This is a genomic window from [Borrelia] turdi (assembly GCF_008828755.2).
GTDB lineage: Bacteria > Spirochaetota > Spirochaetia > Borreliales > Borreliaceae > Borreliella > Borreliella turdi.
Window position 1 is genome coordinate 535,818 of sequence record NZ_QBLM01000001.1, and the last position, 26,036, is coordinate 561,853.

Genomic DNA, 26,036 nt, shown 5'->3' on the forward strand with positions numbered 1-26,036 from the left:
TTTATGAAAGAGATAAAAGATTTTGAAAAAATAAAAATTAAAATAGCATCTCCTGACCAAATTAGAAATTGGTCTTATGGAGAGGTTAAAAAGTCTGAGACTATTAATTATAGAACTTTGAGACCCGAGAAGGATGGGCTTTTTTGTGAAAGAATTTTTGGCACTACAAAGGAATGGGAATGCTATTGCGGTAAATTCAAGTCAGTTAGATATAAGGGCATTATTTGTGATCGTTGTAATGTAGAGGTTACTCATTTTAAGGTGAGGCGTGAAAGAATGGGGCATATTGAGCTAGCAGCTCCAGTTGCTCATATTTGGTATTACAAATATATACCCTCTAGGATTGGCCTTTTGCTTGACATTACAGCGTCTAGTTTGAATTCTATTCTTTATTATGAAAAATATGTAGTAATTGAACCAGGTGATACTGATCTTAAAAAAATGCAACTTTTAAATGAAGATGAGTATATAGAGGCTAGAGAGCGATATGGAATGTCTTTTAATGCTTCGATGGGAGCTGAAGCTATTAAAACTCTTCTTGAAAATCTTGATCTTGATGGGCTTTCATCTAAGCTTAGAGTTCAAATGATAGATAAAGATGATAAAACTGATAAAAAACTCTTAAGACGTCTTGAAATTATTGAAAATTTTAAAATTTCTGGGAATAAGCCAGAATGGATGATTATGGAAGTTCTTCCTGTTATTCCCCCTGAGATTAGGCCAATGGTTCAGCTTGATGGAGGGCGCTTTGCAACATCTGATCTTAATGATCTTTATAGAAGAGTTATAAACAGGAATAATCGTTTAAGGAAGTTGCTTCTTCTTAATGCGCCAGAGATTATTGTGAGAAACGAAAAAAGAATGCTTCAAGAATCGGTGGATTCTCTTTTTGACAATTCACATAAACGAAAGGTTGTCAAAGGATCATCGAGTAGGCCCCTTAAGTCGCTTTCTGATGCTTTAAAAGGTAAGCAAGGAAGGTTTAGACAAAATCTTCTTGGTAAAAGAGTGGATTATTCTGGTCGTTCTGTAATTGTTGTTGGACCTGAGTTAAAGCTCCATCAATGTGGATTGCCTGCAAAAATGGCTCTTGAGCTTTTTAAGCCTTTTGTGATAAGAAGGTTAATTGAGAGTGAGGCTGTGTTTAATATCAAAAGAGCAAAGAATTTAATCGAACAAGAAGTTGACGAAGTATGGCAAATTTTAGATCTTGTTATCAAAGAGCATCCTATTCTTTTAAATAGAGCACCTACTCTTCATAGACTTGGAATACAAGCTTTTGAGCCTGTGTTAGTTGAGGGTAAGGCAATAAAATTACATCCTCTTGTTTGTCATGCATATAATGCTGATTTTGATGGTGATCAAATGGCAGTGCATGTGCCTCTTACTCCATCAGCGCAAGCTGAAAGCTGGGCTTTAATGCTTTCAACAAATAATCTTTTAAATCCTGCTAATGGACATCCTATTGTTTTTCCATCTCAAGATATTGTTTTGGGCCTATATTATTTAACAATGGAAAAAAAGAATACTGTTGGAGAAGGTAAAAAGTTTTTAAACTTTAGCAATGTTATTCTTGCTATAAATAATAGAAGTCTAGATTATAATGCTTCTATTTATGTAAAAATTGATGGTGAATACAAAAAAACTACAGCTGGTAGGGTTATATTTAATGAAGCTTTGCCTAATGGAATTGAATTTGTAAACAAAACTCTTAGTGATTTGGAACTGCAAATTTTAATATCAAAAGTTTATGTAGTTCATGGCTCTTCTACTGTAATTGAAATGCTTGATATTATTAAGGAGCTTGGGTTTAGGTACGCTACTAAGTTTGGATGTACAATTAGTATGAGTGATATTATTGTTCCTGATGAAAAAAAAGCTTATGTGGATAGGGCTAATAAAGAGATTGCTAAAATTCAAAATGATTATGCCAAAGGTGTTATTACTGGTGAAGAGCGTTATAATAATGTAGTTTCTGTTTGGTTAAAGACAAACGAAGAACTTACTAATAAAATGATGGAAATTTTAAAGAAGGATAGAGATGGATTTAATGTCATATATATGATGGCAGATTCTGGTGCTAGGGGTAGTAGAAATCAAATAAGGCAACTTGCTGGTATGAGAGGATTGATGGCAAAAACTTCTGGGGATATTATTGAGCTTCCAATTATTTCCAACTTTAAAGAAGGTCTTTCTGTAATAGAGTTTTTTATATCTACAAATGGAGCTAGAAAGGGCCTAGCAGATACTGCGCTTAAGACAGCTGATGCTGGATATTTAACTCGAAGATTAGTAGATATTGCTCAAGATGTTGTTGTTAGAATAGAAGATTGTGGGACTATAAACGGAATAAAAGTTGAAACTGTAAAAAATGGCGAAGAAATATTGGAATCTTTAAAAGAAAAAGCTGTTGGGAGCTATTCTATTGAAAGAATAAAAAATCCAATTACTGGCGAGATTGTTTTAGATGCAAATGAAGAAATATCAGAAGCTAAAATAGAATTATTAGAAAAAATTGGTATTGGAAAACTTGTGATTAGATCTGTTTTAACATGTGAAGCTGAACATGGCGTTTGTCAAAAATGTTATGGTAGAGACTTTTCAAAGAACAAACCTGTTAACATTGGTGAGGCTGTAGGAATAATTGCTGCTCAGTCTATAGGCCAACCAGGTACTCAATTGACTATGAGAACTTTTCACATTGGTGGGGTTGCTCAGGCTGGTAGTGAAGATGATAAAATATCTTTAAAGAATGCTTTTATACTTAATGGCATAGAAGGCTTTAATGTTAATGTTGACAATGGAATTCTTTTTACAAGAAAGGGAACTTTAAAAATAATTAATGTTTTTTATGAGGAGAAAATTAAGAATATAAAAGAAATTAAAGTTTTAGATTCTCAAAGGGTAATCAAAGGGATTCTTTTGTTTGTTAATAAAAAGGGTGTAGAGATTTTCTCTTCTTATATTGGGTATATTAAATTAAGAGACGATAAATTTTTAATAGTATCAGAAGAGCAAGAAGTTACCTTGAAAGCTGGTACAAAGCTTGAAATAGGGGTTGGTGATTATGTTGAATCTGGTAAGGTTATTGGTACATTTGATCCATTTGCAGAGCCTATTATTGCAGAGGTTAGGGGTAAAATTAAATTTAAGGATATTATTTTAGGAACCACTCTTAAAGAGGAAATAAACACTGAAACAGGTAATGTTGAGAAAAGAATTACAGACAATGTTTTTGAATCTCTTGATCCTAGAATTTTTATTATTGATAGTAGTGGTATGGAGGTTGCCTCTTATGTATTACCAGGTGATGCTTATCTTCAAGTTGAAGATGGTCAGAATATTAATATAGGAGATGTTATTGCGAAACTTTCTAAAGGCTCTGAAAAAACTCAAGATATTACAGGGGGATTGCCTCGTGTTAATGATCTTTTTGAAACAAGAATTCCTAAGAATTTAACTGAAATGGCTAAAGTAAGTGGGATTGTGCAATTTAAATCAATTCAAAAAGGTAAAAGACTTATTAATATTTTAGATGAGTATGGGGTTGAGCATAAGCATTATATTCCGGCCGGCAAGCATCTTTTGGTTAGAGATGGAGATATTGTTAAGGCAGGAGATATGCTTTGTGATGGTAGAATTAATCCTCATGATGTGCTTGAAATTCTAGGTGGGATTAGTTTGCAAGAGTTTTTGTTGGCAGAAATTCAGGATGTTTATCGAAAACAGGGTGTTAGTATTAATGACAAACATATTGGTGTGATAATTAAACAAATGATGAAAAAGGTTAAGATTGTAGCAGTTGGTGATACTAATTTTGTTTATGGGCAAAAGGTAGATAAGCATACTTTTTATGAGCAAAATAGAAAAGTAATCGAACAAGGTGGTGAGCCAGCAATAGCAAGTCCAATTCTTATAGGAGTAACTAAAACGTCCCTTAATATAGATTCTTTTATTTCTGCGGCTTCTTTCCAGGAAACAACTAAAGTATTAACAGATGCTTCTATTGCCGGAAAAGTAGATGATCTTAGGGGATTGAAAGAAAATGTTGTAATTGGGCATTTAATTCCTACTGGAACTGGTATGGGACTTTATAAAAAAATTAAAGTTAGTGAAAATATCGATTCTGAAGTTTAACTTGAAAATAAGCGATATATTTGTTACCATTTTACTAATAATTTCAAGAAAAGGAGAGCGTTGATAAATGCCTACAATTAATCAATTAATTAGAAAGCCTAGAAAGAGTCAAACGGAGAAGACCGCGTCTCCTGCGCTTCAAAATTGCCCCCAAAGAAGAGGAATTTGTACACGTGTAATGACCGTAACCCCTAAAAAGCCTAATTCAGCTTTAAGAAAAGTAGCACGTGTTAGACTTTCAAATGGATTTGAAGTAACAGCATATATTCCAGGAATTGGTCATAATTTACAAGAACATTCTGTGGTTCTAATTAGAGGTGGTCGAGTTAAAGATTTGCCCGGAGTAAGGTACCACATTGTTCGAGGAGCCAAGGATACTCTTGGAGTTAACAATAGAAAAAAGGGTAGATCTAAATATGGAACAAAAAAACCTAAAGCTTAACTAAAAGGTAGGTTAATATTAAATATGTCAAGAAAAAATAAAAAAATAAAAAAGAAAATTTTTGTTGATACTAGGTACAATTCTAGAATTGTTGCAAAGTTTGCGAACAGAATGATGTACGATGGAAAAAAATCAATAAGTGAGAGTATACTTTATAGTTCGATTGATTTGCTAGCTGATAAGCTTGAAGATAGTGACAAGATGGCTGTTTTTTGCAAAGCTTTAGATAATATTAAGCCATTAGTAGAAGTAAGAAGCAGACGAGTAGGTGGTGCTACCTATCAAGTTCCTGTTGAAGTTAGAGAAGAGAGAAGAGAAGCTTTAGCTATGAAGTGGATTATTTTTGCTGCCAGAAAGGCTAGTGGTAAGTCTATGAAGGAAAAGTTGTCAAACGAGCTTTTAAATGCATATAATTCTACTGGAGTTGCTTTTAAAAAGAAAGAAGATACTCATAGAATGGCTGAGGCAAATAAAGCTTTTACTCATTATAGATGGTAAAAAAACACCTTTTTTAAGGTGTTTTTTTATTTATATGTTGTGGTATTAGTAGAGCTATTTGTATTTTTTTTATTAAAGGTAAGGGGGTTTTTGTGTTAAAAAAGGTTTATTGTTTTTTAATTTTTTTATTTATTGTTGCTTGTTCTGGCTCTGATGAGAAGAAGTCAGGTTCAAAAACAATTTCGCTTATAGTTGACGGCACTTTTGATGATAAAGGGTTTAATGAAAGTTCTTCTAAGGCAATAAGAAAATTGAAGTCAGACTTTGGTATAAATATAATTGAAAAAGCATCTACAGGCAATTCTCATTTGGGAGATATTACAACTCTAGAAGATGGTAATTCAGATTTGATTTGGGGAGTTGGATTTAGATTGTCAGATGTTCTCTTGCAAAGAGCTAGCGAGAATGTTTCTGTTAGTTATGCAATCATAGAAGGGGTTTATAATGAAATTCAAATGCCTAAAAATCTTCTTAATGTTCATTTTAGATCCGAAGAGGTGGCTTTTTTAGCAGGATATTTTGCGTCAAAAGTGTCTAAAACCGGTAAGATTGGATTTATTGGAGGAGTGAGGGGAAAAATTTTAGAATCTTTTATGTATGGATACGAAGCTGGTGCTAAGTATGCAAATTCTAATATTAAAGTTGTCTCTCAATATGTTGGCACATTTGGAGACTTCGGACTTGGTCGCTCAACAGCATCCAATATGTATCGAGATGGGGTTGATATTATATTTGCAGCAGCAGGACTTTCTGGCATAGGAGTAATTGAGGCTGCAAAAGAATTGGGGCCCGATCATTATATTATTGGAGTAGATCAGGACCAATCATATCTTGCTCCTAATAATGTTCTTGTTTCTGCTGTAAAGAAAGTTGACTCATTAATGTATGGCTTAACAAAAAAGTATTTAGAAACTGGAATTTGGGATGGAGGAAAGAATATTTTCTTTGGACTTAAGGAAGATGGACTTGGCTTGGTTTTAAATGAAAACTTAAAATCAAATTATTCTAAGATTTATAACAGATCGTTGAAAATTGGGCAAAGTATAATGAATGGTATAATAAGAGTGCCTTATGACAAGATATCTTATGATAACTTTGTTTTACAAATGGCAAATTAACTTGATTTGTATAGAATTGGTTTGCGAGAAATGTTTTTAGGCTTTTTAAAGAGATTTTAGAAAATCTTTTAATTGTTGTAATTTTAAATTCAGATCAATCTTGCAAAAGAGTTTAAATTTAGATATTATGGTGATGATAGGAAAAATTATTTCTCCTATCATCATATTTTTACTAATGCTAGAAGTTTTTCAAAAAAAGGTTTGTTGAAGTTTTTATTTTATAAATAAGGAATTTTACTTATTAGTAAAATAAAGTTAATGTTTTTATTTTTAAAAATTCTAAATTTTTTAAATAAGCTTTATAAGGAGAGGGTTGATTTTGTTTAAAAGGTTTATTTTTATTGTTTTATCTTTATTTCTATTGGCTTGTTTTAGACCTAATGAGAAGTCTGTTAAATCTGACAAAGTTGTTATAGGTGTTTTGGCTAATGGTAGCTTTCACGATAAAGGCTATAATCAAAGTGTTCATGAGGGTGTTGTAAAACTTAGAGATGATTTTGGAGTAAAACTTATCACTAAATCTTTAAGGCCTTATCCTATTGAGGGTAAAAGACTTCTTACTATTAATGAGGCAATGACAGAGGATGCTTATGAGGTGCAAAAAAATCCTTTAAATATTTTTTGGTTGATTGGATATCAATTTTCCAATTTATCAGTTAAGCTTTCTTATGAACGGCCAGATATTTGTTATGGGATTATAGATGCTTTTGATTATGGTGATATTCAAGTTCCTAAGAATTCCTTAGCTATTAAGTTTAGAAATGAAGAGGCTGCATTTCTAGCTGGATATATTGCTGCTAAGATGAGTAGAAAGGGAAAGATTGGATTTTTAACAGGTCCCGAAAGTGAATCTTTAAATGATTTTAAGTTTGGTTTTAAGGCTGGAATTTTTTATGCTAATCCCAAATTAAGATTAGTTTCAAAAAAAGCGCCGTCTCTTTTTGATAAAGAGAAAGGCAAAGAAATGGCTAAGTTCATGTATAAAGAGGATAAAGTAGGCGTTATTTTTCCAATAGCTGGCATAACTGGTCTTGGGGTTTATGATGCTGCTAAGGAACTTGGATCTAGATATTATGTTATTGGTTTAAATCAAGATCAATCATATATTGCACCTCAAAATGTTATTACTTCAATACTTAAGGATATTGGTAAGGTTATTTATTCTATTTCATCAGATTATATTAAAAATAAAGTTTTTAAAGGTGGGGTTGTTATTGATCGAGGGTTAAAAGAAGGAGTAATAGAAATTGTTAAGGATCCTGATGTTTTAAATGATAGGTTAGTTAATGAGATTGTTGATCTAGAAAATAAAATAATAAGTGGAGAAATTATTGTTCCTGATAGTGAATATGCATTTGATTTATTTAAATCAAAGTTATAAACTACTTAGGTATAGCTTTATTTGAAAAGAGGAACAGTTTATGAATAAATTATTATTATTGATTTTGCTTGAAGGTGTTATTTTTTTATCTTGTAGTGGCAAGGGTAGTCTTGAGAGTGGTATTCCCAAGATAGCTGTAATAGTTGGTGGAACTTTTGATGATAAATCTTTTAATGAAAGCGCTTTAAATGGTATAAAAAAAGTTAAAGAGGAATTTAAGATTGAGCTTCTCTTAAAAGAATCCTCAACAAGTTCTCATTTATCTGATCTTGAAGGGCTTAAAGATGCGGGTTCAAATTTAATTTGGCTTGTTGGATATAGATTTAGCGATGTGGCCAAGGCTGTTTCTTTACAAAATCCCGAGGTAAAATATGCGATTATTGATCCTGTTTATTCTAACGAGCCTATTCCTTCAAATTTAGTAGGCATGACTTTTAGAGCTCAAGAAGGCGCGTTTTTAACAGGTTATATTGCTTCAAAAGTTTCTAAAACAGGTAAAATTGGATTTTTAGGAGGAATAAAGAGCGAGATAGTAGATGCTTTCAAGTATGGGTATGAGGCCGGTGCTAAGTATGCCAATAAAGATATAAAGATATTTACCCAGTATATTGGCAGCTTTGATGATCTTGAAGCTGGTAGAAGCATTGCAACTAAAATGTATTCTGATGGGATAGATATTATTCATCATGCTGCAGGTCTTGGAGGAATTGGGGCTATTGAAGTTGCAAAAGAACTTGGTCCTGGGCATTACATTATTGGAGTTGATGAGGATCAATCATATCTTGCTCCTGATAATGTTATTACATCTTCAACTAAAGATGTTGGTAGATCTTTAAATATTTTTACATCTAATTATTTAAAAACTAATACTTTCGAAGGCGGAAAATTAATAAATTATGGACTTAAAGAAGGAGTTATAGGGTTTGTAAGAAATCCCAAAATGATTCCATTTGAACTTGAAAAAGAAATTGATATTCTTTCTAGCAAAATAATCAATAAAGAAATTATTGTTCCTTATAATGAAGAAAGTTATAAAAAATTTCTTAAAGAATTTATTTAAATAAAGAGTCAATTTATATTTTTTATTTTTAATAATTTAGGTATAAAAAACACATTAGTTTTGTTTAAATAATAGAAATGGAGAATCGTTCTATATGAGTATTGTAATTTTTATATTTGGAATTTTGTTGACTTCTTGCTTTAGTAAGAATGGAGCTGAATCTGGTTCAAGTAAAATTAAGATATCTATGTTGGTAGATGGTGTTCTTGATGACAAATCTTTTAATTCTAGTGCTAATAAGGCGTTATTGCGTTTAGAAAAAGATTTTCCAGAAAGTATTGAAAAAGTTTTTTCTAGTGCTGTCTCTGGAGTTTATTCCAGTTATGTTTCAGATCTTGATAATTTTAAAATGAATGGTTCAGGTTTGATTTGGCTTATAGGGTACATGCTTACGGATGTTTCTTTATCGGCTTCATTAGAGAATCCAGAAATTAGATATGGAATAATAGATCCTATTTATGGCGATGATGTTCAAATTCCTAAAAATTTGATTGGCGTTGTTTTTAAAATAGAGCAAGGTGCTTTTTTAGCTGGCTATATTGCAGCTAAAAAAAGTAGTTCTGGCAAAATAGGTTTTATAGGCGGAGTTAAGAGCGGTGTAGTAGATGCATTTCGTTATGGCTATGAAGCTGGTGCAAAGTATGCTAATAAAGGCATAACGATTATAAGTGAATACACCAATTCTTTTTCTGATGTTAATATTGGTAGAATTATGGCTAATAAAATGTATTCTAAGGGGATAGATATAATTCATTTTGCAGCCGGGTTATCAGGATTTGGTGTTATTGAGGCTGCAAAAAAACTTGGCGATGGTTACTATCTCATTGGAGCCGATCAAGATCAGTCGCATCTTGCTCCCAAAAATTTTATTACTTCTGTTATAAAAAACGTTGGTGATGCATTGTATTTGGTTACTAGCGAATATCTTAAAAATAATAATGTTTGGGAAGGTGGAAAAATTATTCAAATGGGGTTAAGAGATGGTGTTGTTGGCTTATCTAATGCGAATGAATTTGAATACATAAAAGTCCTTGAAAATAAAATAATCAGCAAAGAGATTATTGTTCCTTTCAATCAGGAAGGATATGAAATTTTTATAAAACAAATATTAAAGTTATAGATTTTTCAAGTAAAAAGATTTTAATTTTCTAATTTTGAATTTTTTAATTATGTTATATTTATTGTGTTATAATAAATAGAAGTACATTTCTATTGTTTAGAGGATTTAGCATTGAATAAAAAGATGTTTCCTAAAATTTACTATTATGATCAAGACTTTATTGATATTTATAATAAAAGTTTATCTTGGATTCAAGACAAGGTTGTTTTACAAAAAGTTGCTGATAAGGGCAAAAAAGATAAAAATTATTATTCTGAGAATTTTAATTATATAGACCAGATGCAAGCTTGTATGTCAAGCTTTTTTCTTGTTTATAGTAATGGGGAATATTCATCTACATCTGCAATTGATAAATTTTATCAATTGCAGGAAGAATCTGGTGCAATCAGAGCTAGATATGACAATAACAATGCGATTATTGATCTTGATGATAATGAAGAGAATATTGGATTTCCTATTTTTGCATGGGCTGAATATAATTTATATCACAAAACTGGAAATAAAAAGAGAATTTCTGAAGTTTTGCCAATTCTTGATAAGTATTATAAGTGGATAGAGAATAAATTTTTAAAGGAAAATGGTCTTTATTCAATTGATGTAAATAAAATTTTTTATAAAAACTCTCCAAGAGTAGGTGCATACTATCCTATAGATTTTAATTCATTGCAAGTTCATAGTGCATATTGTATTTCTAAATTAGCAGACATTTTAAATGATAAAAATTTGTCACTTGAATACAAAAAACGATTTTTTTCTCTTAAGGTTAAAATTAATTCTTTAATGTGGAGTGAAAAAGATGGATTTTATTATGATCTTGATGTTAATGAAAATATTCTTGAAATTAAGACAATAGCAGGGTTTTTTCCAATGCTTTCTGAGATTCCCAGCGAAGATAGAATAGAAAGAATGATTTTTTATTTAAAAAGTACTAAGCATTTTGGGACTCCAAATCCTTTTCCAACTCTTGCTGTTAGTGAGCCGGGTTTTAGTGAGGATGGTAATGGATATTATGGCTCAGTTTATACTTATATAAATTTTTTTGTGATCAAAGGCCTTGAATATTGTGGTCGTGCAAATATTGCAAGAGAATTTACTATAAGGCATTTATATTATATATTAGATACTTTAATGCCGTTTAATAAAATTAAAGGGCACATTTGGGAAGCTTACAAGCCTATGCAAGAAGGGCCTGCATATTTTGATTCTAATAAAAAAACTTATACTGAGAAAGATCTTATTTGTTATCTTGCTCTTTTTAGCATTAGCTTGATGATAGAAAATATTATTGGGCTTACAATTAGTTTGCCCGATAAAACTGTATATTGGAACATACCAACTCTTGAGATTATGGGGATAGAAAGCTTATCTCTTAAAAAGAATCAAACTACAATAATTTGTAATAAAGGGAAAAGAGGCTGGGAAATAAAAATGGAATCTGAAAAACTTTATTATTTTACAATAAATATATTAAATAAAAAAGAAAAAACCCTTCCCATTCCTTCAGGAAGGTGTTCTATGTTGTTAGATAAGCTTTGATGAATTTGGTGGATTCATTAAATGTCTTGTGAAATTTAAATTTTTGGAGGCCTTTTAATGATAGATATTGATGAATTGAGAATTTTTCTTAAAGAGAAGAGTTATTCTAAAATTAAAGAAAAATTTTTAAAGCATGATTCTTTTGACATTGCTGAGGCTCTTAAAAGACTTAATGGATCTGAACTGATTTTACTCTACAGATTTTTACCAAAAAAAATAGCAGTTGAAACTTTTTCTAATTTTGATCAATCTACAAAAAACAAATTAGCAAATTCTTTTACAAATAAAGAAATAAGTGAAATGATTGATGAGCTAAATCTTGATGACGTTATTGATCTTTTAGAAGAGGTTCCTGCAAATGTTGTTCAAAGATTTTTAGCAAGTTCTACAGAAGAGAATAGAGAAATTATTAATAAATTTTTGTCCTACAGTGATGATTCTGCAGGTTCGATTGTAACAATTGAGTATGTTGAACTTAAAGAAGATTTCACAGTTGGCAAAGCTCTTGACTATATTAGAAGGGTAGCTAAAACCAAAGAAGATATTTACACTTATTATATTACAGATGATGAAAAACATTTAAAAGGAGTTATGAAAATTGAGGATTTAATCTTAGCTCAAGATGATGTCATTTTGTCATCAATAATGAGAAGTAGTGGTTTTTATATTGTGGGGGTTAATGATGAGAAAGAAGATATTGCGCTTCTTTTCCAAAAGTATGATATTACTAGCGTTCCCGTTGTTGACAATGAAGGGAGAATGATAGGGGTTATTATTATCGATGATATTTTAGATGTTATTCAATCAGTAAATACTGAAGATTTTCAAATGATTGCGGCTGTTAAGCCCCTAGATACGTCTTATCTTGATACTTCTATTTTGGTTATGACAAAAAATAGGATAATTTGGCTTTTAATTCTTATGGTATCTTCTACTTTTACAGCGACAATCATTTCAAATTATCAAAACTTAATGTTGTCTTTAGTGCTTTTGGCTAGTTTTATTCCCCTTTTAATGGATACTTCAGGCAATGCTGGCTCTCAGGCATCTGCTTTAATAATTCGTGAGCTTGCTCTTGGTACTGTCAAGGTAAAAGATTTTTTTAAAGTTTTTTTAAAGGAAATATGTGTTAGTATTCTAGTGGGAGTAATTCTTGCTAGTGTTAATTTTTTAAGAATTGTATTTTTTGTAGCTCCGCAGCATTCTGATAAGCTTAAAATAGCGTTTGTAGTTTCAGCCTGTTTGATGGTAAGTTTGACAGTGGCAAAGATATTGGGGGGTCTTTTACCTATTGTTGCTAAAATTTTCAAGTTGGATCCAGCGCTTATGGCAGGCCCTTTAATTACTACGATTGCAGATGCTATTACTTTGATAGCTTATTTTAATATAGCAAAATGGGTTTTGGTTAGTTATGCTGTTTAAGTTTCATTTAAATATATTGATTGTTATTTTTTTATAATAGGATATTTTAATGTATAATTGTATTTTTTGTAAAATAGTAAATAAAGAGCTTCCTAGTTATAAAGTTTATGAGGATGATTTAGTTTTAGCATTTTTGGACATTAATCCTTTGGCTGTTGGGCATATTCTTGTTATTCCTAAAGAACATAGTGAAAATTTATTGAATATGGATGATAAATTTAACGAGAGAATTTTAAGGGTATGTAAAAAAATTTCTAATGCTTTAAAGAAAATAAATTTAGGCATTTATGGTGGAATAAATATTTATTCTTCTTTGGGAGCTGTTGCAGGGCAAGAGGTTTTTCACACCCATTTTCATATAATTCCAAGATTTAAAAATGATGGACTTGGTTTTAAGAGAGGTAATAAACTTAATCTTGAGGTTGAAAAATTTAAAGAGTTGTCTATGCAAATAGGTATGAATATTTAATTTTATTTTGCCAAAAAGGATTCTTTATGAGAAGAAACTTTATTTTCTTTTTTGTTTTTATGTTTAATGTATTAAGAGTTTATTCAGGAATTCCTGGCTATCTTAATGTATACAATGGAATTGGGGTTGGTGTTGATAATTTTACTAAAGATTTATTCTTCTACGAAAGACTTAGGTATCAATTTTTTAGTGGACTTGGTATTAATGTTTCTCAAAATTTTGCATTTGGTGGGGAATTTAATTTAGATATTAAATTATTGCCAAGCCATACTCCTTATACTAAAGAAATTATGTTTATGTTGGATGATCAAATACATTTAAAGCATCCTCTAAATTATTTTATAGTAAAAGATATTACATTCTCAATGAGAATATATGGCAATTATTATTTTTTGCCTTATACTCCAATGTTTAGTTTAATCTTTTTTACAGGGTTAAAATTTTCATATATTGGTGCAAAAATTTGTTTTGAAGGTTCACGTGATTGGGCATTATTTAATAATGTTATTTTAGGAGTAGACATTGGAGCTAGAATGAATATGGATGTTATTTTTTTGGAATATTCAATTTCTCCAATTTTTTATAACAAGTCTTTGCTTTTAAATCAAATGCATAAAATAACTTTAGGCTTTATTTTCCAGCTTGATGTAGCAACAAAAAATGACAGTGAGATACTTTCTATTTTGTAAGCTTTATAAGCTAGGGATATTTTAAATTTTCTTCTTTGATATTGTTTAATATTTGTAAGTATTTAGAAGACTCATATTTAGCCATATCAAGGTTATGTTCTTTGTAATTCCCGCATTCTTTATCGCTTGCTCCTGGAATAGGTTCTGAAAAATTTACAATTTCGTAAAAAAGCCATGATATTAAGTCAATAAGATCTTTGCTTTCATAGTTTCCAAAAACTATTAAGTAAAAACCAGTTCTGCACCCCATGGGACCAAAATATACTATTTTTTCGGCCCAAACTTCGTTATTTCTAAGTAAAGTGGCTCCTATGTGCTCTATTGTGTGTATTGCTGCGTTTTCAATTATTGGCTCAATGTTGGGAGCTTTAATTCTAATGTCTATTGTAGTAAATATTACATTTTCAAAGGTATCTTTTCTTGAGACATATATGCCAGGGTTTAATTTTGTATGGTCTATTGTAAAGCTTGTTATTTTTTTCATTTTTTTAGTACCGTTTGTATTTTTTTTACAAAATCTAATTTTTCCCATTCAAATTCATTTTTTCCAAAATGACCATAAGTACAAGTTTTAAGATATATGGGTTGTTTTAGGTTTAATTTTTTAATTATACCATTGGGAGTTAAATCGAAGTTATTGACAATGAAATTTAATATTTTGTTTGCGTATTTAGGATCATTTATTCCTGAAGTTATTTGAATAGATATTGGGTTTTCAATTCCAATTGCATATGCAAGTTGTAGCTCGAATTCTTTAGAAATACCGGCTGCTACCATATTTTTTGCGATATATCTTGCCATGTAGGCAGCTGATCTGTCTACTTTTGTGGCATCTTTTCCGCTGTATGCCCCTCCTCCGTGTCTTGCAAATCCTCCATAACTATCGGCAATAATTTTTCTTCCCGTAAGACCCGTGTCTCCGGTAGGACCGCCAATTACAAAATTTCCAGAAGGATTAATGCAATAAGTAGTATTGTCATCAAGTATTGATTTGTCTTGAATGGTGGGCTTAATAATTTCTTCAATTATTGTTTGTCTTATTAGTTTTTGGGAGATATTTGGATGATGTTGGTGAGAGACTATAATATTTTTTATTTTGATAGGCCTTCTATTTTTATCGTATTCTATAGTAACTTGAGATTTTGAGTCGGGCCGCAACCATTCTATTGCTCCTGATTTTCTAAGATTGCTAGCTTTTTTTAGAATTGAGTTGGCGAGTTCATAAGGAGCAGGTAAAAAATTTGTTGTTTCATCGCAAGCATATCCAAATATTATTCCCTGATCACCTGCTCCAAGGGTGTTAGATCTTTTTTTTTCAATTGCGTTTATAATATCACGTGATTGATTGCCAATGGTGTCTATTACCGTTATTGTTTTATAATCAAGTCCATAATCAATATTTGTATAGCCTATATCTTTAATAATTTTTTTAGCAATTTCTTTTATATTTATGTGTTTTTTTTCAGGACTATTTATTTCTCCTGCTATTACTACTAAATTTTGTGTAATTATGACTTCGCAAGCTACTTTTGCATTCTTATCTACTTTTAGCATTTCGTCAAGGATGGCATCAGAGATTTGATCTGCAATTTTATCTGGATGTCCTTCAGATACAGCCTCAGAAGTTAAAGTTTGGTTAGCTGCTATTATTTTATTCATATTAGCCTAATAAGTTCCTTTGTCATTTTGCTTGAATTTATTGATGATGTTTTTAAAAATTTATTAAAGTCTATATGGTTGTCGTTATTGTTTGGTAAATCAGAAATTGAACGAATTATTATGAATGGTATTTTAAATATGTGTGCCACTTGAGCTATTGCAGCTCCTTCCATATCTACGGCTAAAGCATCTTTGAAATTTTTTTTAATTGTCTCAAGATTTTTTTCATTGTCAACAAATTGATCTCCTGTTAGTATTAGGCCGATATGGATATCAATGTTTAAAAGTTTGTTGTCAATAATATTGGTTACTTTTTTCAATAGCTCTTTGTCTGCTTTAAACTTTTGTGGTAAATTAGGGACTTGTCCTATTTTGTGTCCAAACTTGGTTAAGTCAAAGTCATAGTATGCTGTTTCTGAGGATACTATGATATCTAATATTTTAAGGTTAGAGTTTTCTTTTATTCCTCCAGAACTTCCAGAGTTTATTATATGAGTGATTTTGTATTTAGATATAATTTGATTACTCCAAGTAGCTGCGTTAACTTTTCCAATTCCTGTAGTTAAAGATATTACATCTTTTCCTAAGATTTTTCCTTTATAAATTTTTTTATTTTCTAGGTAGCTATTTAATACAATCTCTTCTTTCTCATCAATCATTTTATTTATTTCTTCTGATTCTTCTTGCATAGCTGCTACGATCAAAATCATGCTTTTTCTCCTTTTTAAGTGTTTTATATGCTATCTGATAAAGAATGTTTATTTTTAATTAGTTCTATTTCATTTTGATTGAGTATTTTTTTTATTCCTGTGTTTGTGTTTGGTATAGCCTGAACGCTAACTTGCTCACTTTTATCTACAACTTTTCCATTTTTTATTATGTAGTTTATGTATGGGAGTTTTGGGTTAGAATCGTCTATGTCTACTATTTTGGCTATAGAATTGTCATTAAGCTCTACAATAAAGTCTAAAGGGCAAGAAGATATTGCATTGATTATTAACTTTAAAACTCTTTTGTCAAATTTTTTGTCAGCATCTTTAATTAATTCAATAATAGATGCTCCAGAATTAAAAGATTTTTTGTATGCCTTGTCTAAAATGATAGCAGAATAGGCGCTAGCAGCGCCTATTATATTTGATTCTATGCTTATGTTTTCACTTGTTAGTCCTTTAGGATAACCTGTTCCATCTAAATTTTCCTTATGTGTTAAAAGTGTTAAACATATTGATCGTGACAAATTGCTTGTTGAGGCTACTTTATAATTGATTATGGGATATTTTTTTATTATTTCTAGTTCTTCGTCAGTTAATGCTTCTTTTTTTTCGCTGATTTTTGATGGGATAAACAGGAATCCTATTTTATGTAAAAGAGCAATACTACAAAGTTCTACTGTTTTATAGTTATTTAGCCCCATTTCATTCCCAAGGGCTACTGTTAAGATAGCTGTATTTACTGAATGAATAATGTGGTAGTTTGCAGAAAGCTTGGGAATTCTAAAATATTTGATAAAAATTTTTTTCTGTTTCTTATAAAATTCTATTACTTTTTTTACAGTAGGCATAATGTCTTGGTAATATATTTTTTTATTTCTTTTACAATTTTCATAAATTTCTTCTAAATTGCTTATTATTACATGATAACTAGAAATAGCCTCGTCATTGAATTTTTTGTGTATTTCCTCATATTCTTTTTTAACAGAATCATCACTGAAAAAATTTGCTCTCTCTTTAATGTATGATTTTAAGTTCCATTTTTCGATAAGCTCAATATTTTTGTCTTCAATAAATGCATTCTTAGGCCAAACCAAAAATTCCTTGTCTATTAAATATGATGAATTTTTTATGTTTTTGATAATGCTTTCAAAATTTTGCATTTATTTCCTTGAAATTAAGCTCTATTAACCATGTATATCATATTATTTATTAATTGTCTATCTATTAGTATAATGTATTTATTATATCTCAATTTTTGAATTAAGCTTTTTTTGAAGAGATTTTTATGGTAGAAAAAATACGCTTAGGCTTTAATATTGTATTTCTTGGATTATTTATTTATTTTCTTGCAATTTTAAGATTTCAAATGAAATTAAGCTTTATTTTGTTTAATTACCAATTTATTGTAATTTATTTTTTACTAGTGGTTGTTTTTAATGTTATTTATTCTCAATATTTTTCTTCAAGATTGTATTTTATTTTAAATGGGATAGAAGATACATTTACTTTTTTAAAGCTTAAAATGGTTCGTAAAAAGCTTAAAAGTGTTTTTGAAATATCTATTCTTCTTAGGCTTATTTTAATAAAACAAGATAAAAAAAGCCTTGACGAGCTTTATTTATATTTAAAAGACAATAAATTAAAGCATAAGACAATAGTAGAGCTTTATTCTGTTCTTATTAGCTTTAGAGAGAAAGAAAAAGCTTCTAGTTTAATTTTAAATCATAAGAGCAATAGAAATAAGTGGGTGAAATATTGTGAGGCTCTTAGTATGCTGTCATTTGAAGAGCATTTAAAGTTAAAAGAGTTAGTGAATTTTTTAAGTAAGTTTTTTTTAAAAAATGATATTTTTACTATTTATTTCTATTATTTATTGCGAAAATCGAAAATATCTTTTGATTTGCTTGAAATCAAGAAAATTGAGATTAGAAATCGATATTTTAAATTTAAAAATAGAATAGATTCTAAGCATACAAGGCTACTTAGTTCGAATTTATTTTTTGTTGTTTTTTATTATATTTATGATTTTTCTAAAAAAGATGTTTTTTATTGAAGGAGTTGTGTTTTGAGTATAAGAGTTCGTTATGCGCCTTCTCCAACGGGTTTGCAACATATTGGTGGGATTAGAACAGCTTTGTTTAATTATTTTTTTGCAAGGTCTTGTGGGGGTAAGTTTTTACTTAGAATTGAGGATACAGATCAGAGCAGATATTTCTCAGAAGCTGAAAATGATCTTTATTCAAGCCTTAAATGGCTTGGCATTTCTTTTGATGAAGGCCCTGTTGTAGGAGGTGATTATGCACCTTATGTTCAGTCTCAAAGAAGTGCAATATATAAGCAGCATGCTAAATATTTAATTGAATCTGGGCATGCTTATTATTGTTATTGTAGTCCTGAAAGGCTGGAAAGAATTAAAAAAATTCAAAATATTAATAAGATGTCACCCGGATATGATAGACATTGTAGAAATTTAAGTGATGACGAATTTAAGAATGCGCTAATTAAAAAAATCAAGCCTGTTGTTAGATTTAAAATTCCTTTAGAAGGAGATACTAGCTTTGATGATATTTTGCTTGGAAAGATTACATGGTCAAATAAAGACATTAGTCCTGATCCTGTAATCCTTAAGTCAGATGGACTGCCTACTTACCATCTTGCAAATGTTGTTGATGATTATTTAATGAAAATTACTCATGTATTAAGGGCGCAAGAATGGGTTTCTTCAGGTCCGTTGCACACGCTTCTTTATAAAGCTTTTAAATGGAAGCCACCTATTTATTGTCATCTTCCAATGGTTATGGGAAATGATGGTCAAAAATTAAGCAAAAGACATGGGGCAACAGCCTTAAGGCAGTTTATTGAAGATGGGTATCTCCCAGAAGCTATTATTAATTATGTTACTTTGCTTGGCTGGTCTTACGATGATAAAAGAGAATTTTTTTCAAAAACTGATCTTGAGCAATTTTTTTCAATTGAGAAGATCAATAAGTCGCCTGCGATTTTTGATTATCATAAGTTGGATTTTTTCAATAGCTACTATATTAGAGGGAAAAAAGATGAAGATTTATTTAATCTTTTACTGCCTTTTTTCCAAAAAAAAGGGTATGTTTCTAAGCTTAGTACTCCAGAAGAAAGCCAAAAATTAAAATTATTAATTCCTCTTATAAAGAGTAGAATTAAAAAACTAAGCGATGCTTTAAATATGACCAAATTTTTTTATGAAGATATTAAATCTTGGAATTTAGATGAGTTTTTAAGTAGAAAAAAAACAGCTAAAGAGATTTGTTCTATTTTAGAATTAGTAAAGCCTGTTTTAGAAGGATTTGAAAAAAGATCTTCAGAGGAAAATGATAAAATTTTTTATGATTTTGCTGAGAATAATGGTTTTAAATTGGGAGAAATTCTTCTTCCTATTAGAATTGCAGTACTTGGCAGCAAAGTCTCTCCGCCGCTTTTTGACTCTTTAAAATTAATAGGCAAGTCTAAGGTTTTTGAAAGAATAAAATTGGCGCAGGAATTTTTAAGAATAAATTAATAGCTATTAAGGATATTTTTATGGTTAGAATGGAAGATATTATTTCTCTTGCAAAAAGAAAAGGTTTTGTATTTCAGTCCTCAGAAGTTTATGGGGGTCTGTCAGGAGCTTGGGATTATGGTCCTTTGGGAGTTGAACTTAAAAAAAATATAAAAAAAGAGTGGTGGAAGAGCATGGTGTATTTACACGAGAATATTGTAGGATTAGATAGTGCTATTTTTATGCGACCTGAAGTTTGGAGAGCATCTGGGCATATTGACGGTTTTTCAGATTCTATGGTTGATTGCAAAGATTGTAAAAGTAGATTTAGAGCTGATTTTGTTGATTTGTCAAAAAATTGTCCAAATTGTAAAGTTGGAAATAATTTTACTTCTCCAAGAAGTTTTAATTTAATGTTTAAGACTCATATTGGAGTAGTTGAGGATAGTTCTAGTGAGATTTATTTAAGGCCCGAGACAGCGCAAGGAATTTTTGTTAATTTTAGAAATATTTTAGATTCTTCAAGGCTTAAGATACCTTTTGGAATTGCTCAGGTGGGTAAAGCGTTTAGAAATGAAATAGTTACTAAAAATTTTATATTTAGAACTTGTGAGTTTGAGCAAATGGAAATGCAGTTTTTTGTTCATCCCAAGCAAATAGATGAATGGTTTAGTTATTGGCAACAAAATAGAATGAATTTTTTTGTAGAAACTCTTAAAATTAGGCCTGATAGATTAAGATTTAAAGCTCATGATTCAACACAGCTTGCTCATTATGCAAAATCCGCATTTGATATTGAGTATGAATTCCCATTTGGATTTCAAGAAGTAGAAGGTATTCATAACAGGGGTAATTATGATTTAACACAGCATTCTAAATTCTCTAATAATCCTAAAATATTTGAATATTATGATTTGTTAACAAAAGAAAGATATGTGCCTTATGTTATTGAAACTTCTGCTGGGCTTACAAGGTCTGTTTTGATGTCTCTTTGTGATGCTTATTCTGAGGAAGAGCTCTCAGATGGGGATAAGCGTATTGTTTTACGATTACATCCCAAGTTGGCTCCCTATAAGATTGCTATATTTCCTCTTGTTAAAAAAGTTGAGCTTGTTGAGATTGCTAGAAGGATTTATGTGGAGCTTTGTGATGATTTTCATATATTTTATGATGATAGTGGAACAATAGGTAAAAGGTATAGACGTCAAGATGAAATAGGAACTCCTTATTGTGTAACAGTAGACTATGACACTATTGAGGATAAAACAGTTACTGTTAGGGAAAGAAATAATATGACTCAAAAGAGAATTTTTATTAATGATTTATATTCATACATTAAAACAGATATTTTAAATTATAAAGGAGATTTTAATAAATGAATCTTGCTTTAAATCTTTTACATAGGCGCGGATTTTTAAAGCAATGTACATCTTTGAAAGTTTTAAGTGATTTAATGGATAGAGAAAAAATAGTTTTTTATGCAGGAGTTGATGCAACATCTAGCTCTCTTCATATTGGTCATTTGATTCCTTTTTTAGCAATGATGCATCTCAGACAACATGGTCACATGCCAATTGTTTTGATTGGAGATTCTACAACAAAAATAGGTGATCCTTCTGGAAAAAGCGAGTTGAGAAAGATTTTATCTTCAAAAGAGATTAGTAATAATGCGGTGTCGATAAAAAATCAACTTCAAAGAATAACTAAGTTTAGTTCAAGATGTTTTATTCATAATTCAAATTGGTTAGATAGTCTCAATTATATTGAATTTTTAAGAGATATTGGCATCCATTTTTCTGTTAATCGTATGTTAAGTTTTGAAACTTATAAAAGAAGGCTAGATTTTGGACTTTCATTTATTGAGTTTAATTATCAGCTTTTGCAGTCTTATGATTATTATATGCTTAATAAAATTAAAAATTGCCGACTTCAAATTGGTGGTGATGATCAATGGGCCAATATTATTTCAGGTGTTGACTTGATTAGGAGAAAAAATGGAGTAGAAGCTTTCGGGCTTACTTTTCCATTAATTACAAGAAGTGATGGAAAAAAAATGGGCAAATCAGAAAAAGGTGCTGTTTATCTTGATTCTAGTCTTTACAGTATTTATGATTTTTATCAGTATTTTAGAAATACCGCAGATTCTGATGTTAAAACTTTTTTATACCTTTTTACTTTTTTAGAAGAAAATGAGATTGAATTACTTTCAAATTTTAAGGGAAATTCTTTAAATAAAGCCAAAGAGATCTTAGCTTTTGAGATAACTAAAATTGTTCATGGAGAAGCAGAAGCTTTGAAGGTTCAAGAGGCATCTTTTGCTGCATTTAGGGGTAGTGGAGATAGAAGTAATATTCCATTTTTTAAGTTTAGCTTTTCTAGTATAGAAGAAGAGGTGTTATTGGTTAATTTAATGCTAGATTCAAAAATTGTGCTTAGTAAGTCAGAAGGCAGAAGATTAATTAATTCTGGAGGAGTATATATCAATGGTAAAAGGGTAGAAAATCAGAATCATTGTCTTACTAAAGAGGATTTTAATAATAATGAAATTGAATTAAGAGTAGGTAAAAAAAAATTTTTACGAATTGTTTTATAGTTGATTTTTAATGTATGACAGAAGAGCTTTAAATTGTTTGTTTTTTAACACATTTTTGTTTTTCATGGAGTCTAAGCATCTTGTTTTTACAGAAGAGCACATTTTTTATGGGTTGATTAAAAGCGATAAAATTAAAGAGCTACTTAATTTTTGTACAATTGACTTTTATAAGCTTAATAAACAGCTAGAAGAATTTTTTAGTAAACTTCCCTTAAGAGACAATTATATCCCAGATAATGTTTCTAGTATTGATTATTTGTACGAAGATATAATTAGTATTCTTTTTTTTTATAAAAAACCTTATAAAATACAAGAAAAAGATTTATTGTGGGTGCTTGTTAAAAAAAGAAAAAATAGCATTTTAGATGCGTTACTTAACTCAGGTTTTAATTTAACTATTTTTGACAAACTCATTGAAGTTCATGATTATTTGGCTTTAAATACTAAATCTGCTTCAGGTTATGATGGCGAATTAATTGCAGAATATATTCATAATAATGCACCAAAAAGTAAAGGAGGCTTTCATATTTTTAATGATAATCGAAGTAAGTTAGATCAAAATAATATTTTCTTAGAAAATAAAGATTCCATTGGCAATTTTTTAACAAACGTTATTGATTCTTTAGATTTAAAGCACAATCCTTTAATTGGCAGAAAGCAAGAATTATTTCGGTTAATTCAGATAATACTTAGGAAGCATAAAAGTAATCCTATTTTATTTGGAGAACCTGGTGTTGGCAAAACAGTACTAATCCAAGGTCTTGCATATAAAATAAAAACAGAAAATGTTCCAAAGGATTTAATAGGGTATGAAATCTATTCTCTTGATATTGGTAGACTTATTTCTGGTACTAAATATAGGGGAGATCTTGAGAGTAGAATTAACAGGGTTTTAGATTTTTTAAACTCAAGAAAGAAAGTTATTCTTTTTATTGATGAGATTCATATGATAGTAGGGGCAGGAGCTACTTCATTTGGCAGTATGGATATTTCTAATTTATTGAAGCCTATTCTTACTTTGGGAAAAATTAAATTTATTGGGGCTACTACTGAGTGTGAATATAGAAAATTTTTTTTAAAAGATAAGGCTTTAATGAGAAGGTTTCAGAGTATAGAGCTTAAAGAGCCAAATTTTGATGACACCTATAATATTTTGCAAGAGATTAAAAAAGATTATGAGAGATATCATAATGTAGAATATACTGAGGAGGCAATACAAGCTTGCATTGTCATGTCTCAAAAGTATATTAAAGATAGATTTCTTCCAGACAAAGCTTTTGATATTTTAGATGAATTAGGTTCTAAGTTTAAGCTTGAAAACATAAAAAGGATCATAACAAAAGATGATGTTTGTGATTTGATTAAGTCTCTTGTTGGTTCTAATATTTTTAATTTTGAAGAGTATAATAGTGAATTGTTGATTAATTTAGAAAATAGAATAAAAAAAGAACTTATTATAAATGATAGTTTGGCATCTGATTTAATATTAAATATTAAATTATTAAAATTTAATATTCTTACCAATAGAAGCACTATTGGTATATTTGCTTTTATTGGTGCTTCTGGAGTCGGAAAATGCAAATTGGTGGATATTTTGTCAGAAGAGCTTAAAATTCCAAAATTTACTCTTAATATGAGTGAGTATGGCGATTTTAATTCTCTTGATAGATTAATTGGGCCTGTTTTAAGTAATGAGGGGTATTATGAATCTACTAGATTTTTCAAATTTTTGAACAAATTTTCTAATTCTATTATTTTCCTGTCAGATTTTGATAAATGTAATAAAAGGGTTTTGGATTTTTTTTTAGAGGGGTTTAAAACAGGTAAACTTTTTGATGGTCTTGGGAGAAAGGTAAGTCTATCAGAAAGTTTAATAGTAATAAGTGTCAATGCAGAGAATAATGAGCTTAATAGCATTGGCTTTAAAAATAAAATGGCAGGGGAAAATGATTTTAATCTTATATTAGAGAAGAGGTTTCCCAATGAATTTTTAGAGTTAATAGATTATGTGTTTTTATTTAAATTTATTGATGAGTTAGATTTTGAAAAAATTATTTTTAATGAGCTTAATCATTTTGCAAGGATATTAAGAGATAAAAAATTTGATATTTTTTTTGAAAAAAGTGTTGTTGATTATATTCGGGAAAAGGTTTATGGGAAAGGTTATGGATTAAGAAGTGTTAAAAAATTTATATTCAAAGAAGTGGGGAAACTTTTAATAGATGAAATTCTTTTTAAGAAAATTGAAAATTCTGGTAAAATAAAAATCTATTTAGATGAAACAATAATAAAATATGAGTTTTTATAAGGTTATAGGGAGTATTTATGAAAGTGTCAGTAATAGGAGCGGGGGCTTGGGGGACAGCTATTGCTAAGTCTTTGGCAGATAAATTTGATTTTAATATTTTTTTATGGTCTTTTGAAGAAGATGTTAAGAATGGTATTAATAATAATAATGTTAATGTCAAATATTTAAAGGGAATTAAATTGCCAAAAAATTTAGTTGCAAGTTCAGATTTATTTGAAGTTGCAGCAATGTCTGATTATATTTTAATTGCAACGCCTTCTCTTTTTACTGTTGATATTTTAAAAAAATTGGATCAATTTTTCAATTCTTTAAAGATAAAGCCAAAATTAGCAATACTTACAAAAGGGTTTATTACTTTTAATGGAAAAACTCAGCCTGTTGTTGAAGCTGCTGAGAGAGTTATGAAAGGATATAAAGATGAAATTACCTATATTGTTGGTCCAAGTCATGCTGAGGAAGTTGGACTTGGTGTTATAACAGGCCTTGTTGCGGCTAGTAACAACAGGGAAAATGCATATTTGTTTATTAATTTATTTGGTAAAACCCCAATTTCTTTGTTTTATAGTAATGATATTTTCGGGGTGCAAATAGCAGCAGCTTTAAAAAATGTGTTTGCAATTGCATTTGGAATTTTAGATGCATATAAATTAAATTATCCTAATTTAATAGGTAATAATACAGAATCATTTTTATTTTCAATATCCTTAAATAATATGAAAGATATTGCAATTGAGCTTGGGGGAAAAAATATTGAAACGTTTTTATTTTTGTCTGGTTCTGGTGATTTAGATGTTACTTGTAGAAGCATATTAGGAAGAAATAGACGATTTGGTAATGAAATTGTTAGCAAAAACATTTTAGAAAACTTTTTTAGCCTAGATGATTTGATAAGCAATATTGAAAAAATTGGATATTTGCCAGAAGGAGTTTTGGCGGCCAAATCGATTTTTTCCCTTTTAAAAGAATTAAATCGCGATCTCAATCCCAATAGCTTGTTAAGTGTTATATATAAAATTTTGAATAAAGAGTTAGGGCCTGAATCTGTTATTGAGTATATGAGAGATATTAGACAATAAAATAAAGCCTCTGAGGAGGCTTTATTGTTTTTGATCATTCATCATATATAAAATTTTGTTATAGACATCTTCTATTATTTCAAAATTCATTACAACTTCTGTAAGTTCATTAGATTTAATAGTTCCTATTATGTTTTCATTTTTTGTCAAATCATCTCTTTTGACTAAAGAATTGCTGTCTACTAAAATTTTTATTCTTGTTATGTCTTTTTTTATATTTTTAATATTTTTGATTCCTCCAAAGCATTCTATAATATGCTCTGCTACTTTGATTTTATTTGTTTTTTCTAGGTCTGCCATA

Annotated in this window: 22 protein-coding genes; 17 read left to right on the forward strand and 5 right to left on the reverse strand. The window is 29.7% G+C overall.

The genetic code is table 11. The annotated features are described in order from the left end of the window. Positions 1-3: 3 nt before the first annotated feature. From rpoC to DB318_RS02560, 11 genes are all read left to right on the forward strand, one after another. A complete protein-coding gene (gene rpoC, locus DB318_RS02510) occupies positions 4-4,137 on the forward strand; it encodes a DNA-directed RNA polymerase subunit beta' (protein WP_151073500.1) in 4,134 nt (1,377 codons plus the stop codon). Positions 4,138-4,204: 67 nt separating this feature from the next. Then, the gene (gene rpsL, locus DB318_RS02515; RefSeq protein WP_002656492.1) at positions 4,205-4,579 is read left to right on the forward strand and encodes a 30S ribosomal protein S12; all 375 of its coding nucleotides are present in this window, start codon (positions 4,205-4,207) and stop codon (positions 4,577-4,579) included. A gap of 24 nt (positions 4,580-4,603) precedes the next feature. Further along, the gene (rpsG, locus tag DB318_RS02520; RefSeq protein ID WP_151060047.1) at positions 4,604-5,077 is read left to right on the forward strand and encodes a 30S ribosomal protein S7; all 474 of its coding nucleotides are present in this window, start codon (positions 4,604-4,606) and stop codon (positions 5,075-5,077) included. 92 nt (positions 5,078-5,169) lie between these two features. Next, a complete protein-coding gene (gene bmpD / locus DB318_RS02525; RefSeq protein WP_151074239.1) occupies positions 5,170-6,195 on the forward strand; it encodes a nucleoside ABC transporter substrate-binding protein BmpD in 1,026 nt (341 codons plus the stop codon). 319 nt (positions 6,196-6,514) lie between these two features. Continuing rightward, complete coding sequence (gene bmpC / locus DB318_RS02530) at positions 6,515-7,576, forward strand: nucleoside ABC transporter substrate-binding protein BmpC (RefSeq protein ID WP_151074241.1); 1,062 nt, start codon at positions 6,515-6,517, stop codon at positions 7,574-7,576. Positions 7,577-7,616: 40 nt separating this feature from the next. Further along, positions 7,617-8,636: a nucleoside ABC transporter substrate-binding protein BmpA gene (bmpA, locus tag DB318_RS02535; protein WP_151074243.1), complete on the forward strand. Its 1,020-nt coding sequence runs from the start codon at positions 7,617-7,619 to the stop codon at positions 8,634-8,636. 94 nt (positions 8,637-8,730) lie between these two features. Further along, positions 8,731-9,756, forward strand: a complete 1,026-nt coding sequence (bmpB, locus tag DB318_RS02540) for a nucleoside ABC transporter substrate-binding protein BmpB (RefSeq protein WP_151060043.1) — start codon at positions 8,731-8,733, stop codon at positions 9,754-9,756. 111 nt (positions 9,757-9,867) lie between these two features. Then, a complete protein-coding gene (locus DB318_RS02545; RefSeq protein WP_151074244.1) occupies positions 9,868-11,292 on the forward strand; it encodes an MGH1-like glycoside hydrolase domain-containing protein in 1,425 nt (474 codons plus the stop codon). A 57-nt stretch (positions 11,293-11,349) separates the two neighbouring features. Then, positions 11,350-12,714, forward strand: a complete 1,365-nt coding sequence (gene mgtE, locus DB318_RS02550) for a magnesium transporter (protein WP_151074245.1) — start codon at positions 11,350-11,352, stop codon at positions 12,712-12,714. A gap of 49 nt (positions 12,715-12,763) precedes the next feature. Continuing rightward, a complete protein-coding gene (locus DB318_RS02555; protein WP_151060040.1) occupies positions 12,764-13,183 on the forward strand; it encodes an HIT family protein in 420 nt (139 codons plus the stop codon). Between the two features lie 26 nt (positions 13,184-13,209). Next, on the forward strand, positions 13,210-13,872 hold the full coding sequence (locus DB318_RS02560) for a hypothetical protein (protein WP_151074246.1): 663 nt from the start codon (positions 13,210-13,212) through the stop codon (positions 13,870-13,872). A gap of 10 nt (positions 13,873-13,882) precedes the next feature. On the opposite strand, the gene DB318_RS02565 is transcribed toward DB318_RS02560, so the two are convergent. Genes DB318_RS02565 through pdeB form a run of 4 tightly spaced genes read right to left on the reverse strand, consistent with a single transcriptional unit; the run spans position 13,883 to position 17,404 of the window. Next, on the reverse strand, positions 13,883-14,356 hold the full coding sequence (locus DB318_RS02565) for an S-ribosylhomocysteine lyase (protein ID WP_151074247.1): 474 nt from the start codon (positions 14,354-14,356) through the stop codon (positions 13,883-13,885). Continuing rightward, complete coding sequence (gene metK, locus DB318_RS02570) at positions 14,353-15,531, reverse strand: methionine adenosyltransferase (protein ID WP_151060037.1); 1,179 nt, start codon at positions 15,529-15,531, stop codon at positions 14,353-14,355. The genes DB318_RS02565 and metK overlap by 4 nt, the downstream gene beginning before the upstream one ends. After that, the gene (locus DB318_RS02575) at positions 15,528-16,241 is read right to left on the reverse strand and encodes a 5'-methylthioadenosine/adenosylhomocysteine nucleosidase (RefSeq protein ID WP_151060036.1); all 714 of its coding nucleotides are present in this window, start codon (positions 16,239-16,241) and stop codon (positions 15,528-15,530) included. The genes metK and DB318_RS02575 overlap by 4 nt, the downstream gene beginning before the upstream one ends. 23 nt (positions 16,242-16,264) lie before the next feature. Then, a complete protein-coding gene (pdeB, locus tag DB318_RS02580; protein WP_151073495.1) occupies positions 16,265-17,404 on the reverse strand; it encodes a cyclic di-GMP phosphodiesterase PdeB in 1,140 nt (379 codons plus the stop codon). Positions 17,405-17,529: 125 nt separating this feature from the next. On the opposite strand from pdeB, the gene DB318_RS02585 reads away from it, so the two are divergent. Genes DB318_RS02585 through DB318_RS02610 form a run of 6 tightly spaced genes read left to right on the forward strand, consistent with a single transcriptional unit; the run spans position 17,530 to position 25,735 of the window. Beyond that, positions 17,530-18,297, forward strand: coding sequence for a hypothetical protein (locus DB318_RS02585; protein WP_151073494.1), 768 nt, complete (start codon positions 17,530-17,532; stop codon positions 18,295-18,297). Between the two features lie 12 nt (positions 18,298-18,309). Continuing rightward, the gene (gene gltX / locus DB318_RS02590; protein ID WP_151074248.1) at positions 18,310-19,779 is read left to right on the forward strand and encodes a glutamate--tRNA ligase; all 1,470 of its coding nucleotides are present in this window, start codon (positions 18,310-18,312) and stop codon (positions 19,777-19,779) included. 20 nt (positions 19,780-19,799) lie between these two features. Then, the gene (locus DB318_RS02595; RefSeq protein WP_151060032.1) at positions 19,800-21,137 is read left to right on the forward strand and encodes a glycine--tRNA ligase; all 1,338 of its coding nucleotides are present in this window, start codon (positions 19,800-19,802) and stop codon (positions 21,135-21,137) included. Beyond that, positions 21,134-22,351 (forward strand): tyrosine--tRNA ligase, encoded by a 1,218-nt coding sequence (gene tyrS, locus DB318_RS02600; RefSeq protein WP_151073493.1) that lies wholly within the window; start codon positions 21,134-21,136, stop codon positions 22,349-22,351. Before DB318_RS02595 ends, tyrS begins: the two co-directional genes overlap by 4 nt. Before the next feature lie 10 nt (positions 22,352-22,361). Continuing rightward, positions 22,362-24,659 (forward strand): AAA family ATPase, encoded by a 2,298-nt coding sequence (locus tag DB318_RS02605; protein ID WP_172964864.1) that lies wholly within the window; start codon positions 22,362-22,364, stop codon positions 24,657-24,659. A gap of 17 nt (positions 24,660-24,676) precedes the next feature. Further along, a complete protein-coding gene (locus DB318_RS02610) occupies positions 24,677-25,735 on the forward strand; it encodes an NAD(P)H-dependent glycerol-3-phosphate dehydrogenase (RefSeq protein ID WP_151060030.1) in 1,059 nt (352 codons plus the stop codon). A gap of 21 nt (positions 25,736-25,756) precedes the next feature. Here the strand turns inward: DB318_RS02610 and DB318_RS02615 are convergent, their stop codons facing one another. Continuing rightward, on the reverse strand, positions 25,757-26,035 hold the full coding sequence (locus DB318_RS02615) for a PTS sugar transporter subunit IIB (RefSeq protein ID WP_151074249.1): 279 nt from the start codon (positions 26,033-26,035) through the stop codon (positions 25,757-25,759). Position 26,036 lies beyond the last annotated feature (1 nt).